General features: G+C 69.0%; 14 protein-coding genes and 1 pseudogene. 8 read left to right on the plus strand and 7 right to left on the minus strand.

Annotated features, from left to right (window positions below; genetic code table 11):
• Positions 1-18 precede the first annotated feature (18 nt).
• The 3 genes and pseudogenes from HNQ07_RS20600 to HNQ07_RS20610 all read left to right on the plus strand — a co-directional run bounded on the left by HNQ07_RS20600 (position 19) and on the right by HNQ07_RS20610 (position 2798).
• Positions 19-1083, plus strand: a complete 1065-nt coding sequence (locus HNQ07_RS20600) for an IS4 family transposase (protein WP_184115312.1) — start codon at positions 19-21, stop codon at positions 1081-1083.
• Between the two features lie 277 nt (positions 1084-1360).
• Positions 1361-1936: pseudogene (locus tag HNQ07_RS20605) on the plus strand (IS701 family transposase); the annotation flags it as partial.
• 472 nt (positions 1937-2408) lie between these two features.
• On the plus strand, positions 2409-2798 hold the full coding sequence (locus HNQ07_RS20610; protein ID WP_184115314.1) for a putative universal stress family protein: 390 nt from the start codon (positions 2409-2411) through the stop codon (positions 2796-2798).
• 448 nt (positions 2799-3246) lie between these two features.
• Here the strand turns inward: HNQ07_RS20610 and HNQ07_RS20615 are convergent, their stop codons facing one another.
• The gene (locus HNQ07_RS20615) at positions 3247-3921 is read right to left on the minus strand and encodes a phosphatase PAP2 family protein (protein WP_184115315.1); all 675 of its coding nucleotides are present in this window, start codon (positions 3919-3921) and stop codon (positions 3247-3249) included.
• A gap of 115 nt (positions 3922-4036) precedes the next feature.
• On the opposite strand from HNQ07_RS20615, the gene HNQ07_RS20620 reads away from it, so the two are divergent.
• The 5 genes from HNQ07_RS20620 to HNQ07_RS20640 all read left to right on the plus strand — a co-directional run bounded on the left by HNQ07_RS20620 (position 4037) and on the right by HNQ07_RS20640 (position 8451).
• A complete protein-coding gene (locus HNQ07_RS20620) occupies positions 4037-5236 on the plus strand; it encodes a polysaccharide deacetylase family protein (protein WP_184115317.1) in 1200 nt (399 codons plus the stop codon).
• Positions 5233-5877, plus strand: coding sequence for a DedA family protein (locus tag HNQ07_RS20625; protein WP_184115319.1), 645 nt, complete (start codon positions 5233-5235; stop codon positions 5875-5877). Before HNQ07_RS20620 ends, HNQ07_RS20625 begins: the two co-directional genes overlap by 4 nt.
• A 4-nt stretch (positions 5878-5881) precedes the next feature.
• Complete coding sequence (locus tag HNQ07_RS20630) at positions 5882-6523, plus strand: hypothetical protein (RefSeq protein ID WP_184115321.1); 642 nt, start codon at positions 5882-5884, stop codon at positions 6521-6523.
• 381 nt (positions 6524-6904) lie between these two features.
• On the plus strand, positions 6905-7603 hold the full coding sequence (locus HNQ07_RS20635; RefSeq protein ID WP_184115323.1) for a hypothetical protein: 699 nt from the start codon (positions 6905-6907) through the stop codon (positions 7601-7603).
• Positions 7604-7659: 56 nt separating this feature from the next.
• A complete protein-coding gene (locus HNQ07_RS20640; protein WP_184115326.1) occupies positions 7660-8451 on the plus strand; it encodes an adenine nucleotide alpha hydrolase family protein in 792 nt (263 codons plus the stop codon).
• 255 nt (positions 8452-8706) lie between these two features.
• On the opposite strand, the gene HNQ07_RS20645 is transcribed toward HNQ07_RS20640, so the two are convergent.
• From HNQ07_RS20645 to HNQ07_RS20670, 6 genes are all read right to left on the minus strand, one after another.
• Entirely contained in the window at positions 8707-10044 is a 1338-nt protein-coding gene (locus HNQ07_RS20645) for a HAMP domain-containing sensor histidine kinase (RefSeq protein WP_184115328.1), read from the minus strand.
• The gene (locus HNQ07_RS20650; protein ID WP_229832274.1) at positions 10041-10754 is read right to left on the minus strand and encodes a response regulator transcription factor; all 714 of its coding nucleotides are present in this window, start codon (positions 10752-10754) and stop codon (positions 10041-10043) included. Before HNQ07_RS20650 ends, HNQ07_RS20645 begins: the two co-directional genes overlap by 4 nt.
• Positions 10755-10848: 94 nt before the next feature.
• Positions 10849-11220, minus strand: a complete 372-nt coding sequence (locus HNQ07_RS20655) for a hypothetical protein (RefSeq protein WP_184115330.1) — start codon at positions 11218-11220, stop codon at positions 10849-10851.
• Positions 11221-11814: 594 nt separating this feature from the next.
• Positions 11815-14460, minus strand: coding sequence for an ABC transporter permease (locus HNQ07_RS20660; protein ID WP_184115332.1), 2646 nt, complete (start codon positions 14458-14460; stop codon positions 11815-11817).
• On the minus strand, positions 14457-15179 hold the full coding sequence (locus tag HNQ07_RS20665) for an ABC transporter ATP-binding protein (RefSeq protein ID WP_229832276.1): 723 nt from the start codon (positions 15177-15179) through the stop codon (positions 14457-14459). The genes HNQ07_RS20660 and HNQ07_RS20665 overlap by 4 nt, the downstream gene beginning before the upstream one ends.
• Entirely contained in the window at positions 15172-15837 is a 666-nt protein-coding gene (locus HNQ07_RS20670) for an ABC transporter ATP-binding protein (protein WP_184115336.1), read from the minus strand. The genes HNQ07_RS20665 and HNQ07_RS20670 overlap by 8 nt, the downstream gene beginning before the upstream one ends.
• Position 15838 lies beyond the last annotated feature (1 nt).

Below are 15838 nucleotides of genomic sequence, written 5' to 3' on the forward strand. Positions count from 1 at the left end.
CGAATAACGCTATCTGCGATGAAAGCACACCGGAGCCGACCTCCTCACGATAGCTTGCAGACCGCCCTGCGGTCTGCCTTTCCCATCGATGCGCGCCGCCTCGCCGTCTTGGCCGCGCTCGTCCTGGCCATGGTGCAGGCCCGCACCGTCGTTCTCTACGCCTTAAAATCCCACGTTGACCTTCCAGGCACGCTGGACATGCGCTACCAGCGACTTCGGCGCTTCGTGCAGTTTCAGCTTCCAGACGGGCTGTTCACCCGGTTCGCGCTGGCCATCCTGCCTGCAGGCGACCTCGAGCTGATCCTCGACCGCACCACCTGGAAACTTGGCCAGCAGGACGTGAATATCCTGCTGCTCTCGGCCGTGTGGAGCGGGTTCAGTCTGCCCCTCATGTGGACGGTGCTACCGCACGGCGGCAGCAGTTCCCAGGTGCTGCGGGAAGCGTTGCTGACGCGCTTCTTGACGGTCTGCCCAGATCGGAAGATCAGCGGTCTGCTGGCAGACCGAGAGTTCATCGGAAAGACCTGGTTTAAATTCCTCGACCAGCACGGCATCAATCCATGTATCCGACTGCCCGCTCGTGCCACGGTTGGAATCGGCAAAATGCCGGTGTGGGCGTGTTTCAAGAAACTCCAGCCAGGAGAAGTCCGCCGGTGGCACCGAAGGGTTCAGGTCTATGGCGTCTCACTGCGAGTCTGTGCGACAAAAAACCTTGCCGGTGAAATCCTGTACCTGGCGTACCGAGGGCGTGCCGGCATCAATCTCGAACGGTATGGTCGCCGCTGGCAGGCGGAAAATCTGCATTCCGCACTCAAAACGAGAGGGTTCAATCTCGAAGACACGGGGGTCACGCAGGCCGAACGGATCTCGACGTTGCTCACGGCGGTGTCGATCGCGTTCATCTGGACGTGCGTAACCGGCGAACTGCTAGCCGCGAAGACGCCACCCAAGCGCAAGAAACACGGACACCGCACGGTGTCCGTGTTCCGGCTGGGGCTCGATCACCTTCAGGATCTGCTGCTGCACCCATCCCGAGCGTCCTGGCAAGCCTTGAGCGGACTCATGCCGAGTTTTGACTGGTAGTCAGGGAAATGACATGTTTCCAGGCTGGGCGTCCCTTCTAACGGCGCCTTGAAATCTGTCCAGCCCGCCACTTGAAAAATTAGAGGATCGCCTCCAAGTCTTGGTCTGCGGCACCGCCATCACGGCGCGGCCACCCAGTCGGCCCAGCGTGGGGCCTGGCGCCCACAGTGCATGTCGTGAGAGCCACCGGCGGTTCCTATGGCCCTGATGAACGTATAACTCAGGAGTTGCACCTGCATAACGACGGTAAAGCGCTCCCAGCCGAGAGAATCCGGGAGTGTCGAAGTCACAGATTCCGGGGGAGCGCGTCCGCATTCTGGCAGACGAGTTCCTGGCCATTCCGACCACGTCCTACCAACAGCGCAGCCTGCAGGCTGCGCTGTTCATGTTCCTCAACACCTCGACCAAAACCGCGCTGCACCGTGCCGACCTGGTCAGCAAAAGTGCGCTAAGTCGGCTCCTGAACGAGTACAAGTGGGATACGACTGAGGGCTGGGCCGTCTTACAACGGGCCCAATGGGACGTACTGCACCTGGCGGCCAGACGAAAACACCGTCCCCTCCTGCGACTCAGTGTCGACCTGACCAGCATCGAAAAGAAGGGCAGCATGCTGCCCTTCGTCCGCGTCTACAACAAGGTTCATGGCATCCACCTCGTCGTGCTGTTCGCCGAATATGGCGCGGTGAAGTTCCCGGTCGGCTACCGCGTGTACAAGGGCAAGGGGACGGCCACGCCGGTCACGCTGGCACGGGAACTGCTGCGTACTGTGCCGGACGCGATCAAGCGGCGATTCCGAGTCCGTGTGCTGGCCGACAGCGGCTTCGAAGCTGCGGTGTTCCTCGACGAGGTGCGGCAATTTCCGGAGTGCCCCCGAACGGGAACGCTGCCCAGGACTTCGCTCTTCTGCTGGATGAACCGACGAGGTATCTATGATCCAGACTCTGCTTCTCCCCCTCGACCACAGCGTGGCCACCTACGACGGTCTAAACCGGGCCCTGGCCGTGGCCTCATGCTGGAACCTCTCCGTGGTGGGCCAGCCCGTCGCGGTCACGCGCCCAATGGTTCCCGCTGCAGTGGGTGGCTATGATGACCCCCTCCTACACGATTTCGCCCTCCACTGCGCAGCGTGGCACGTAAGCCATGAAGTTCGCCCCGAGCCCGACTTCACGGTGGGAACCCTACGATCCCATCTTCAGGAGGCCGGCGTCGACGCTGTATGGCTGCCGAAGGTCGATCCTCCCACTGGGCGCCCAGAGGCCCTCCCGCTACTCGCGGCCCTGGTGCACGCGAGTCCCGTCATGGTCTGGGTGAGCCACCCAGCCAGCGTGCTTCCCACCCACCTGACCGTGGCCTATGACGGCAACCCGCACACACAGGAGGCGCTGATGGTGGCAGCCAGCCTCGCTCAGAGCTGGTCTCTGCCGCTGCACCTGCGGCTGATCACAGCGCAACAGGTACCTCCGCCCGGCGCCCTGTGTCTGGCCGAGACCAGTGACCGGCTGGCCTCCCTTGGTCGCGCCCCAACCACCGCCGAGCGGTATGTTGGTTCGGCCGCAACTGCTCTCAGTTCGGCGACCGGGCCAGACACGCTGCTGATTATGGGTACGCACTGGCCACAGGACAGGCAGTGGGCCTGGCGGGACACCACCATGGACGTGGTGCTGCAGGCCGCAGCGGGATCCGTGCTGGTCTGCCCGGCACCTGACCTGGGCTGATCTCCGGGGTAGCCACACGCCCGGTCAACTCAGGCCTTGCCCGGGCGACCACCTGTCAACCGACCGCCCACTGCAGGGATTCATTCACGATGGGGAGGGCCGATGAACCCGTTGATGGATCGATGTGACGTCAAGCCGTTGCGGCTCTACGACCCGCCACAGGACGTGACCTGGCGAGGTCGCACCTACCACGTTACAGAAACGCCCACCCTCGTCCGCACGGTGGGCCGCTGGTGGACTGGGGAGCCGGCACGAACTGTCTGGATCCTTCGATGCGGATCAGCGACCCTCGAAATCTGCCGTTTCGATGACGCTGAGCCCCTCAGTGAGCCCTGCGGATGGTGGCTCGTCAGAATCGAGGGTTGACCATGCCGGGCATGACATTGCGTGCTGGGGTGCACCCAGGCACGTCCTTCAGAGGTCTGACAGGATGACGTGTGTGACCGGATCAGTCCTGGGTGTTGATCGCCGGCACCATGGCAGGCTGCATCCGCCGGCCCATGACGCTGTATGCGCCGAGCACGCAGGCCACGCCAGTCAGCCAGCCAGCCAGAACGTCGGTCGGGAAGTGCACGCCCAGCACCATTCGCGAGTACCCCATCAGGGCGGCGTAGGCGGCACCCACGATCAGCGTGGGCCAGCGCCACGGTGTGCGCCACGCGAGCAGCACCAGGAAGGTCACCAGTGCCGCCGCGACCGTGGTGTGCCCACTGGGAAAAGACGGCCCAGTCTCGTTGACCATCCGCGTCCACAGTTCCGGCCGGGGCCGATGGAACAGCACCTTCATCCCAAAGGCGATGCCCACCGCGCTGCCTAGGCCCAGGAGCGCGAAGAGCGCCTGCGGGCGGCGCTGCATGAACCACAGCCCAAGGACGATCAGCATGAACACCGCACCCATGGGCACCGGCCCACCGAAGGTATGCAGGAACAGGCTCACAGATGTCAGGGTCGGGCCCGTGTGGTCATGGATCCAAGTGAGGAGGGGGGTCTCGAAGGCGAAGCGCTGCTTCTCGAGGACGTCCTCGGCGATCACGCCGACCAGTACGAGGGGCAGCAGGATGCCCAGCAGGACGCGAAGCACCGGGGCCGGTCGGAGGGTAGGGGAGTGACTGGACAGGCGCATGACCGCGAGGATGTCCAGCGAAGGTAAAGCGCCGGTATACCTGACGCGGAGGCGACAGCCTGGCCTCCTGCTGCGGGTATACCGCACCTTTACCGGCAGCGGCCACGGTGGCGGCATGCGCCGCTCTGCCCTCCTGATCCCCATGCTGCTCAGCACCCTCGCGGGAGCCCAGGGTGTCACGCCTGCACTGGTGCCCCGGATCTCACCTCCAGGGCAGATGCAGCCGGTGGCGCCGGGCACCCGGCCCGCCGTGGCGCTGCGCACCCTGACCCTGCACCCCGCCCTGCCCGACGTGCACCGGGTGGAGACGCTGAGCAATGGCTTCATCCGCGTGGCCCACGCCCTGGTGCTGCCCCGCGCGGCGCTCAGCACGGCGCAGTTGCAGACCCTGGCCCTCACCGCCGTCCAGCGCACCTTCCAGGCCGATCCGGGCCTGGCCGAGGTAGACGTCAGCGTCTACCGTGCACAGACGTATCGCGGCTTCGGTGGCCCGCCGCCGCTCCTGACGCTGTCCGTGCCGACCAGCCGACGCGCGACGGTTCAGGCGGAGGTGCAGACCGGCACCTATGACCGGCTCTGGGTACAGGGTGGCGCGCCACCCGAACGTGAGATCACGCCCCTGCAGGAACTCGAGCGCGTCCCAGTGTTCATCGGCACCCAGGCCGACCTGCTCCGTCAGCAGCTGGAGCAGGCGCTGGGCCTGGCCGGCGGTGGCGTGCGTCCCGGGGGTCTGCTGTTCAAGGGCACTCCCACCCAGCGGCGAGTGGCCCTGACCTTCGACGACGCGCCTCATCCGCTGTACTTTCCGCTGGTGCTCGACACGCTGAGGCGGGCCGGGGCGCACGCGACGTTCTTCGTGATCGGCCGCAACGCTGAAGCGTACCCGTACTTTGTGCGGGACATCGTCCAAGCCGGCCACGAGCTCGGCAACCATACGTACCATCACGTCCGGCTCCCGAACCTCAGCGACGCGCAGATCACCGCCGAACTGCAGCGCACCACCGACCTGCTCACCCGGTTGACCGGCCAGCCGGTGCGCTTCTTCCGTCCGCCCGGGGGCGAGTATTCCGCCCGCGTGCTGAAGATCACCCGGAATCTGGGCCTGACCACCGTGTTCTGGACGGACGATCCCGGCGACTTCCAGAACCCCGGTGTCGAGACCGTGGAAGCCCGCTTCGCCCGCAACCTCCGTCCCGGCGGGATCATCCTGCTGCACGACAACGCCCCCGACGGGCTGGCCGCCCTGCCCGACCTGCTCAAGGTCGCCGGGGAGAAGGGGTACATCGTGGGCACGGCCGGCGCCCTGACCCGGTGACCCTCTTTGCGTGGGTCGGCAACCTCGACCCGACCGTGCTGAATGCCGCCACCGCCGCGCTGCTCGCGCTGGAGGGGGCCGGCATTCCAGGCATTCCCGGGGTGCTGCCGATGCTGGCGCAGGGCCGCATGATCCACGCCGGGCAGACCACCCTCGCGGCGGCGATCACGTGGGGCGTGCTCGGCAACTGGACGGGCAGCCTGCTTGGCTATGCCACGTGGCGCTGGGGCGCGCGCTGGCTCCCCGACGCGTGGCGGGCGCGGGTGGCGGGTGAACGCACGGCCAGCCTGCTGGCCCGCTCCGGGCCCGGGCTGATCGTCGTCAGCCGCAGCCTGGGCAGCCTGCGTACGCCGGTCACTGTGGTCGCCGGCACCAGCGGGTACCCCCTGGCCCGCTACGCGGCCCTCAGCCTGCTCGGCGCGGGAGTGCACGTGGGCGTGTGGCAGACCCTGCTCTGGAAGGTCGGGCCTGCCCTGCTCCCCCAGGTGGCGCGCTGGGGCCGGGAACTCGTGATCGTCGTGGCCGTCATCGCCGTGAGCGCGTGGTTCGGGAAATGTCTCGTTGGCAGGCGTCAGCGCGTCCAGGCCGGCCCTCCAGCTGAGCCGAATATACCGACCGTTAACCCGCCCCGCGCACCCTGAGGGCATGAACACGTTCCCCCAGCCGAGCTCCTGGAGCCACCTCCGATTACGTCAGGTCACCTTCGACCGGCCAGCCCTCACCGCAGTCCACGCAGCGGCCGATCAGTTCGACGTTTCCGCGGCCCTGGTGGCGAGTGTCCTCGCCGACGAGCGCGTACGCCTCGACCTGGCCGACCGGGTGCAGGACCGCGTGATGCGCGTGACCCGCACCCTGCCCGCCCGCGCCCGTTACTGGCTGGTGGAACAGGTCGAGCGCGCATGCGGGCGTCCGGTCGAGTCGTTCAGCCTGGGCCACGCACAGATGAAGGTTGCCACCCTGACCTGGCTCGGCGAGCGCGGCTACCTGCCGGTGCCCGCCAGCCTGGATGCGAAGCTGGCCATGCTGCTGGACGACGCGCTCGCCCCTACCCTGGTCGCCGCGTGCCTGCGCGCCACCACCGACCACTGGCGCGCAGGCGGCGTGGACATCGCCGGACGCGCGGACATCCTGGGCACGCTGTACAGCATCGGCCTGACCGGCGCGGCGGGCATCCACCTCCAGCCGCGACCGAATGTCCGGGGGGCAGCGATCGCGGCGCATGCCCGATGGTTGAGCGGACGCCCGGCCTTCGGCATCAGTCTGCGCCTGACCGGCAGCGGTTCCTGAGATGCCATACAAATCGCGCCACGCCCGTCTGGAGCACAGCGGGAGCCCAGCCGTCCATGGGGAACGGCACCATCTCCTCCGGTGCTCACCCTGGAGCGCTGGGATCTCATCGACGACCACCATGGGCACAGTTCCAGCCCCATTCAGGCGAAGCGAGGTAATCCAGCTGCCTGGAACCCAATGGTTCTACAGCCCTGTTAACTTCCGGGCGCACGGTACGGTATGACCCCCCACCTCGCCCACCGTCCCAGTACCGCATCCTCCTCGCTGGATCATGGGCCTACCAGCCTGTTGGTGCCCCTCACCGGCTCCCGCCACTGTGCCGCGGGACTTGATCAGCTCTTGACGCTCGCCCTCCAGCGTGAACTCACACTGTACGGCATGGCGATCCCGTCGACAGATCCGGCGATCAGCATGAGGCTCGCGCCCGAGAGGGGAACCCCGGAATCCCAACCTGGCGCGGCATCTGCCCAACTCCACGACTTCGCGACCTGTTGCGCGGCGACAGGCGTACCCTTCAGCACGTTAGACGCATCGGGTGAGGGACTGGCGTCTACGGCGCTTGACGTCGACGCCGTCTGGCTAACTGACGACGTGTGGGCCGGCCCGTTGAACACCCCAAACGGTCTCTGGCCCGGCCGCTGGCCCAGCCACGTCCCCCTCTGGATCACCCACCCTCAGGCGGTGCCGGCGCACCTCACGGTGGCCTGGGATGGACGACCACAGGCGGCCGGTCTGCTGGCCGCCGCCGCCCGGCTCAGCCGCGCCTGGACGGTTCCGCTGCGGCTGCTGGTCGTCGCTCGCCATGACGACATCTACCTCGGTGTCGACACCCTGGACACCGCGGCGGAGCGACTCATGGCCCTGGGGGTGACGCCAGCAACGGCCATGCTCCAGCGCGGGGAACGTACGACCCTGCTTGTGGCGGCCACCGCGCCCGACAGCATGCTGATCACGGGGTGGCGTTTTCCCACTCCAGGCAGCGCACCGCGTCACACGGACGTCACCGAGCGGTTCTTCACGCAGCGGCGTGGGGCGGCGCTGCTGTATCCCACGCCACTGAGCGCTGGAAGGTGGTGAAGAGTGACGCCCACGCGACGCTCCGCTCTCCTGAATGTTAAAAGCACGAGGTTTCCATGATCCAGACCCTGCTCGTCCCCCTCGACGACAGCCCAGCGAGTCAGGGCGCCCTCAATGGCGCCCTGGCCGTGGCGGCCCAGCGACATTTCACGGTGGTGGGGCAGCCCATCTCCGTGCTGAAAACCACTGAACCCGCAGGAGTCCCGGCAGACCGGGGGGAACAGAACGACCCCCTCCTCCATGATTTCGCCGTTCGCTGCGATGCGTGGCAGGTCAACTACCAGTCCTGCACGAAATCCGACCTCACCTCCGGAACCCTGCGCTCCGCCCTGCAGGACTCAGCCATCGATGCCATCTGGCTACCACAGTTCGGTTCTTCACCTGAACGACCGGGACGGTCAACGCTGCCGGCAGCGCTGCTTCACGCGAGTCCCATCATGGTCTGGGTGAGCCACCCCGCCAGCGTGCCGCCCACCCACCTGACCGTGGCGTACGACGGCGATCCACATGCACAGGAAGCGCTGATGGTGGCCGCCAGTCTCGCCCTCAACTGGTCGCTGCCGCTGCACCTGGACCTGATCACGCCCCACGGGCTGCCACGGCCCGGCACCCTTGATCTGGCGGCCACCCACGACCGTCTCGCGGTGCTCGGCCGGGCCCCGACCACGGAGCAGCACTGTGTTGGCCCGGCGGCGCCACACCTGACCAGGGCAACCGGGCCGGACACGCTGCTGATCCTGGGCACCCACTGGCCACCGGCCTGGCCGTGGCACACCGCGACCGTCGACTCGGTGCTCGGCGCCGCTGGGGGGTCGGTGCTGGTCTGTCCCGCGCCCGCCCTGTGGTGACACCTGGGGCAGCGTCAGAGGGCACGGCACTCCGGTTCCTTATGCTGTGGCTGAGATTCCTGCATTCCCTCAGGGAAGGACTGTGTTCCCTCGCCGACGCCGAGAGCGTGGACTGACCATTCCACGTCATCTCGGTGTGTGAAGCTCCACAGCAGCAGCAGGTACCCGCCACCTACTCCCTTGACAACCGATGGGGACTGGCCGGTGATCGCCGGGCACGTCTGATGCGTCTGGCCTTGTACTCTCGTCAGCTCATCACCTGGCCTGGATATTCATCGCCGCGCGAACTGGTGGAAATGTCAGACACGCTACCAGGCCGCCACCCGGTCGAGTGCCAAGGGTGAAGGCGGCACCGTGCTGCTCGGCAACGGCACTGACCAGCGCGAGGCCCAGCCCGGCTCCGCGCACCGCCTGCTGATCCCGGCCCCGCTGAAAGGGCTGCACGACCCGTTCCAGGTCAGCCGGCAGCAGGCCAGGGCCATCGTCACGTACCTCGACCCGAGCACCGGTTCCAGTGTGTGCCGTTTCTACCCAGACCTCGCCCCCGTCACGGCCATAGGTCAGGGCGTTGCGCAGCAGGTTGCTGACAGCGAGTTCGAGAGCGCCCGCATCGGCCAGCACGACCACGCTGAGAGGCACCAGGTGGATGCGCTGACCTCGGGCGGAGGCGGCAGGCCATTGGGCCGCCACGACCTGCGTGATGACCTCCGCAAGATCGACGGGCTGCAGACGGGTCTGTCCGTTGCTGCGCGCGAGGGCCAGCAGGCTCTCAATGGCGCCCAGCATCTCGGCGGCGCTCTCCCGGACGGTGCGCAGGCTGCTGACATACTGCTCGGGCGACCGGGGTCGTTCCAGGCTGAGATCCGCGCGACCCTGGAGGACCGTCAGCGGCGTGCGCAGTTCGTGTGCGGCGGCCAGCGCGAACGCCTTCTCACGCTCGATGGTGCTCCCCAAACGCTCGAGCATCGCGTTCACAGTGGAGGTGAGCCGCGCCATCTCGTCCTGCCCGGGCACGGGGGGCAGGCGTTCCCCGTAACGGCCGGACGCGGCAATCGACGCCGCGAGACGCGCGACCTCATCCACGGGGCGCAGCGCCCGGTCGGCGAGCAGGTACCCGGCCACGACCCCGAACAGCAGCAGGGGCAGCAGCCCCAGCGTCAGGAAGCGCACGCTGCGGCTCAGGGTGGTGCGCAGCTCGGCCTCCGAGCGGGTGGCCTGCACCCAGCCGCCGGCCGGCAGCCGCAGCGTGAAGGTGCGTTCCACGCCGACCGTCACGTACCCCGCCTGCAGGGGCGCGCGGGTGCGGGCCACGCCGAGCTGATCGACCAGCCCGCCAGACGGGCTGTACACGCGCAGGGCCGTGAAGCCGGGCAACTGGCCCTGCACATGCGCGCCGGCCGCGTCACCGCCGATGGGTGAACCCGCGTCCCCAGCGAGCTGCGTGGCGGCCACAGTCGCGCCCTCGCGCAGTGAGGCGTCCAGGCCCGCGTTCAGGCTGCTCCGCAGGCTTATGAAGATCAGCAGGGCGCTCAGCAGCACGATGACCGTGCTGACCAGCGCGGAGTACAGCGTCAGGCGCCAGCGCAGGCTCACGCCCGGACGTCCTGCGGCAACGGCCCCAGCCGGTAGCCCAGGCCACGCACCGTTTCGATCACACTGTCGCCCAGCTTGCGCCTGACCGTGGACACGAACACGTCCACCACCTTGGTGTCCACCGCGCTGTCCTCCGGCCACACCCGCTCGATCAGGCTGTCCCGCGCATACGCCCGGCCGGGACTGAGGGCCAGGCACTCCACCAGCGCGTACTCACGCGGCGTCAGGGCCACCGGCTGACCATCGCGCAGCACCTGATGCCCGGCGAGGTCGAGCCGGTAGCCCAGCGGCAGCGGCAGGGTGTTGCTCGCCTCGCCCACGGATCGCCGCACCAGCGCGCGGATGCGGGCCCGCAGTTCCCGGAACTCGAAGGGTTTGGTCAGGTAATCGTCCCCGCCGGTGTCGAGACCCGTCACGCGGGAGTCGAGGTCGCCCCGCGCGGTCAGGAACAGGATGGGCGTCCGGTCGCGCCGGGCACGCAGCGTGCGCGCCAGGGTGAAACCGGCTTCGGATCCCTCAGGCAGCATGACGTCCACAATCAGCAGGTCGAAGTCCCGCAGCGCGCACAGGCCCTCGGCGGTCACGGCGTCCGGCGCGTGATCCACCGTCAGGCCGTCCTCGCCCAGCCCCTCGGTGACCAGGGCCGCGACGCGCGGATCATCCTCGACGAGCAGGAGCCGAATGGCGAACCTCCGGACAAGGCAGCACACTGAAGAGCATGCCCCCACCGTAGGCGTGGCGGGTAAAGGGCCGGCAAAGGAGGAGCGGCACAGATCATCTGTGCCGCTCCTCTCCGAGAGGGGGTTACTTGCTGGTCGCGCCGGCCACGTCGGGCGTCTCGGGGCCGCTCTGGTCGCCCTGCTGCACGTTGTCCGTGTCGGCACCTGCCGGTTCGGCGGCGTCGGCCGTCTCGCCGGTTTCAGCGCCGTCCGCCGTCTCCGTGTCCCCCGCCGCGTCCGGCGTGTCGCCGACTTCGGCGGTATCGGTCGCGCCGGCCACGTCAGCGCTGTCGCCGGCTTCCGGCGTATCCAGGGCGCTGTCCTGGGTGCTGGCCTGCGCCGTCACGGTCGCAGGCGTGGCCGTCGCGGCCTTCTGCGCACCGGCGATCTGGGTGACGCCGAGCACGGCAACGGCGGTGGTGAGGGAGGCGGCGATCAACTTGAGTTTGATGTTCATGGGTTCCATCCTTCGGCCGCCTGGGACTCAGGGATCGGAGCGGCGGCTGACTCCGACGCGTTCACCATAGAAACGCGCGGTAAAGGCCTGGACAGCAAAAGTAAAGAGCGCGTGTGGGGTGACGCGCGCCGGCTGCCCGGACACTCGAGGACATGCCCGACAGGTGGGCAGACGGACGCGGACTGCACCCACGCTGCCTCTCATCACGGTGCCGCGTGGCTGAGCACGACCACGCGTACGGCTCCCATGCCAGCACCCGGCCGCGGCCTGCTCATCACGGTCGTGTCGGCCATCGCGTCCGGCAGGTGTGGAGCGTGACCAGTGGCAGACACACCCTCACCGTTCACTCGGTCACCCTGGTGCCGCCAGCCGACCTGCCGGTAATAGTGCAGGCCGTGGCCGGGGCGTCGAGCATGCACCGGTGCGGATCGAGCCGCCCGGTGCCCACGAACGACAGGACGTTCACCTTCACCCTGAGCAGGCACGAACCGTCACCGGGTGGCCCGGAGCCGTTCCAGTAGGGCAGGAGGAACGGTAAGGCCAGCACGCCATGGGGGCCAGACGACCTGCGCCTGCCCCCCATGGCTGCACCGGTCACGACGCGCGCAACACCTCCGTGACGCGGCGTCCGGACGCGCGCCGGGCCACGACCACGGCCACGCCGGTGGATACCACCGCGCTGATCAGCAGCAGACCCAGGTAGACCCAGGGCATCAGCAGGCCCTCGGGCGGCGGGTCGAACACGCCCTGCAGCAGTTTGATCAGCGTCTGCGCGACGCCCAGGCCGATCACGAGGCCGAAGGCCCCGCCCAGGCCGACGATCACCAGCGCCTCGCCGTTCAGGAAGGCCCCCAGCTGCCGGGACGTGGCCCCCAGTGCGCCCAACACCGTGAAGGTACGGCGGCGCTCGGTGAGACCCAGGGCGAGCACCAGACCGGTCGCACCGGCCAGGAGCAGCACGGCGAAGCCCAGTTCGATGCGGGACAGGCCCGCGAGGTTCACGGCCGTGAGCCCCGACGACACCCGCGTGCGGGCGCTGCCGAGATCTGTGATCTGCACGCCCGGTAGACTCGCGGTGAGGCGGCGGGCCCCGTCCACAACCTGCTGGGGGTTGCCACTCACCTTCAGCAGCGCGACCTCCGCCACCGGGTTGCCCGTCTGCTGCGCGAGGTAGGCGGCGTTGGTGACCAGGAAGGAGTCCTTGGGCGCGGTGGGGAACTCGCGCACCACGCCCACGAAGGTGAAGGGCACCACGGCGTACTGGTGCGTGCGGGCGTTCAGGAGCCGCAGGCGCACCGCGTCGCCGAGCGAGAGGTTGTAGTCGTTGACGGTCTCCTGCGACACGAACAGGGCGTCAGGACGGGCCGCGAGTTTCACGAGTGCCGCCTGGGCACCGAGATCCTTGAAGTAGGTGTTCGAGAGGTGGCTGACCTCCGTGAAGTGCGCCGCGTCGATGCCGTAGATGTCCTGCAGGTCGGCCCCGACATAGGCGTAGCGGTGGATCAGGGGCTGCGCGGCGCTGACGCCCGGCAGAACCTTCAGGGCCGAGAGCTGCGGCCCGGCAGGCCCGGCAGCCGTGCCGGTCACCGTGACGTCCGACCCGTTGGTAAGAATGGCGTCCACCCGCGCCTGATCGTTGTAGGTGGCATTGAAGATGGAGGTGGACAGGGCGAATGCCACTGCCAGCGCCACCAGCGCCGTGCCGCGTGAGAGCACGCCGCCCTGGCGTTCGAGTGCGGCGGCGACGATGCTGGACAGCCGGCCGCTGACGGGGCGCAGGAGCTGCCCAAGCACGTTCCGGCGCAGCAGCAGGCCCAGCAGCCGCACGGCGAGCAGGGTGCCGCCCAGCCACAGGGCCAGCGGGGCCAGAAACGCCTCGCTCTGAATGCTGGCCTGCGTGACGCCCTCCGGCGCGAGGACGAGCTGGTACCCGCCCGCCGCGCTGCGCCAGAACACCACGCCGGCCAGGATCAGCAGCATGGCGTCCACATAAAGCCGCTGCCACAGGGGCACGCGGCTGCGCCGCACGGCCAGACGCTGCGCGGCCACGGTGGAGGAGCGCACGGCCCCCAGGGTCGGCAGCAGCACGGCCCCGAGCGCGAGCAGCAGACCGACCAGGCCGGGCCACAGCAGCGACGCCCCCGTGAGTGGCGTGCCCGCCAGCGCTGGAGCGAGCAGCGCAGCCACGCCCAGTCCGGCCAGCAGGCCGAGCGCCGCGACGACCAGCGCCTCGCCCGCGCCGAGCCGCAGGATGAGCCCCTCCGCCGCGCCGCGCACACGCAGGAGGGCCGCCTCCCCCGCCCGCTGGGTGCCGCTGGCTCCGGCGACGGTGACCGTGAGGGCTGCAGCCAGCAGCGCGCCCGGCAGGCCGAGGAACAGGAACAGCGCCTGCGCGTAGAGGGCCCCCTCACGGGCGCCGTCCAGCGTGGCCCCCAGGGTATTCCCGACCACGGCTGAGCCGGCCAGGCGGGCCTCGACGTTGTTGGCCAGGCGGCTGACCAGCGCGAAGGCCTGTCCGGGATCCGCCGGCAGGGTCGTGGCCAGGCGCACGTGCAGCTGAGTCCGCACAGTGTCGGGGCGCGCCGCGCGTTGCGGCGCGAACAGGTGATCGAACTGCGCGCGCGGCACCAGCAGCACATTGTCTGGCGGGGCCTGCGGGGCGAGTCCTTTCGGTGCTCCGACCGCCTGAAACAGGGAGTCGGCGGCCGGCAGGTCGACCACGCCCGCAACGGTCACGGCCACCGGCGGCGCGCCGTAGCGCGTGACCGTGACGCGGTCTCCCACCCCGGCGTGCAGGTTGGCGGCGGTCTGCTGGGAGACCAGGACGCCCTGGGTCGCTCCGACCAGGGCGCGCAGTTCAGCCGGGAACGCGGCCACGTAGCCGGGCGGCAGGCCCAGCACCTTGCCGGCCCCGGTCGTCTGGGTGGTCACCTGCCCGGCGGGCCCGGTGACGGCGCTCAGGGCGGCCACATCGGCATACCCGACGGGCAGGAGGGTCTTCACCGGCGTCGCGGCGCGGATCGCCCTCGCTGCGGCTGGCACGCTGCCCTGCGGGCCGAGCAGCACCTGCCAGTCCACCGGGACGGACGCGGCCGCCCGTGCGGTCATGTTCGCCCGGCCAGTGGCGATGAAGGCCAGCAGCAGCGCCAGGAAGGCAGTCGTCAGGGCCACGCCCGCAGCCGTGCCCCACACGCGCAGCGGTCGCCGGGTGAGCAGACCACGCAGCCACGTGACGGTCATGCGCGGCTCCCGGGGCGGCGGGTGACCAGTGCCAGCTGGCCATCGCGCAGATGCCAGGTGTACGTCAGACGGGCCGCGACCGCCGGATCATGCGTGGCCAGCACCAGCGCCGCGCCGGGCTTCAGGCCAGACAGCAGCACGTCCATCACGTGCTGCGCGGTCACGGAGTCCAGCTGTCCGGTCGGCTCATCGGCCAGGATCAGGCGCGGACGCGTGACGAGGGCGCGGGCCACCGCCACCCGTTGCGCCTGCCCACCGGACAATTCCTCGGGGAGCTGTGCGGCCAGCGCCCCAAGATCCACGCGCTCCAGCCAGTCCTGAGCTTCATGCAGGGCGCTCTGGGTGTCCTGACCGTTCAGGATCAGCGGCAGGGCCACGTTCTCCAGCGCGCTCAGGGACGGCAGCAGGCTTTGCGCCTGAAACACGAAGGACACCAGGCCGGGCCGCAGCGTGTCCGGTGCCCCCAGAGCCGGCCACGACAGCGTGCCCGAGGTGGGGGTATCGAGCGCGCCCAGCAGGTGCAGGAGGGTACTCTTGCCACTGCCTGAAGTGCCCAGCAGCGCGATGCGGTCGCCGGGTTGCACCTCGACGGAGACGCTGTGGAGGGCGTGGACGGTCTGGAGATCCACCTGAAAGTCTCGCGTCAGATCCTGGCCGCAGACCAGGGCCGGGGCCAGGCGGGCGGTCTGCTCGGCGTGCCGCTCGATCACGTCACGCATCCGTCCACCGTCCATCTTTCAGGTGCAGCACCCGGTCGGCCCGCCCGGCCAGGCGGAGGCTGTGCGTGGCGATCAACGCGGCGCGGCCCTGGGTGTGCACGAACTCGCCGATCACGTCGGTCATCCAGCCTTCGGTTGCGGCGTCCACCTCAGCGGTCGGCTCATCGGCCAACAGGATCTGGGGGCCGTGCGCCAGGGCGGCGACCAGCGCGGCCCGCGCCGTCTCCCCACCAGACAGCTGGGAAGGGTAGGCGTGCAGACGCTGTCCCAGCCCCACCTGACCGAGCAGGGCATGCGCCCGCGCGGTGTCAGGCCGCCCGAGCAGCGTGCCCGTCACCAGGGCGTTGTCCAGCACCGTCAGGTGGGGGATCAGGTTGCCGCTCTGCAGCATCACGCCCAGGTGCGCGGCGCGCAGCCGGGCCCGGTGCGCCTCCGGTTGCCGTGAGAGTCGTTCTCCACCGACCTCGATCCGCCCCCCATCCGGGTCGTCCAGGCCGGCCAGGCAGGCCAGCAGGGTGCTCTTCCCACTGCCGGAAGAACCCAGCAGCACGGTCAGTTCGCCCGGTCGCAGCTCCAGGCTCACGCCGCGCAGGGCACGGGTTTCATCGTCCCCCACGTGGTAGAAGCGGTACAGATCGGTCGCGCTCAAGAGGGTCATC

The organism is Deinococcus metalli, from assembly GCF_014201805.1.
Lineage (GTDB): Bacteria > Deinococcota > Deinococci > Deinococcales > Deinococcaceae > Deinococcus > Deinococcus metalli.

Coding starts and splice junctions, on each gene's coding strand:
- HNQ07_RS20600 (WP_184115312.1), top strand. CDS start 19: ATGAAAGCACACCGGAGCCGACCTCCTCACGATAGCTTGCAGACCGCC.
- HNQ07_RS20615 (WP_184115315.1), bottom strand. CDS start 3,921: ATGCGCCTGTCCAGTCACTCCCCTACCCTCCGACCGGCCCCGGTGCTT.
- HNQ07_RS20620 (WP_184115317.1), top strand. CDS start 4,037: ATGCGCCGCTCTGCCCTCCTGATCCCCATGCTGCTCAGCACCCTCGCG.
- HNQ07_RS20630 (WP_184115321.1), top strand. CDS start 5,882: ATGAACACGTTCCCCCAGCCGAGCTCCTGGAGCCACCTCCGATTACGT.
- HNQ07_RS20635 (WP_184115323.1), top strand. CDS start 6,905: ATGGCGATCCCGTCGACAGATCCGGCGATCAGCATGAGGCTCGCGCCC.
- HNQ07_RS20640 (WP_184115326.1), top strand. CDS start 7,660: ATGATCCAGACCCTGCTCGTCCCCCTCGACGACAGCCCAGCGAGTCAG.
- HNQ07_RS20655 (WP_184115330.1), bottom strand. CDS start 11,220: ATGAACATCAAACTCAAGTTGATCGCCGCCTCCCTCACCACCGCCGTT.
- HNQ07_RS20660 (WP_184115332.1), bottom strand. CDS start 14,460: ATGACCGTCACGTGGCTGCGTGGTCTGCTCACCCGGCGACCGCTGCGC.
- HNQ07_RS20665 (WP_229832276.1), bottom strand. CDS start 15,179: ATGCGTGACGTGATCGAGCGGCACGCCGAGCAGACCGCCCGCCTGGCC.
- HNQ07_RS20670 (WP_184115336.1), bottom strand. CDS start 15,837: ATGACCCTCTTGAGCGCGACCGATCTGTACCGCTTCTACCACGTGGGG.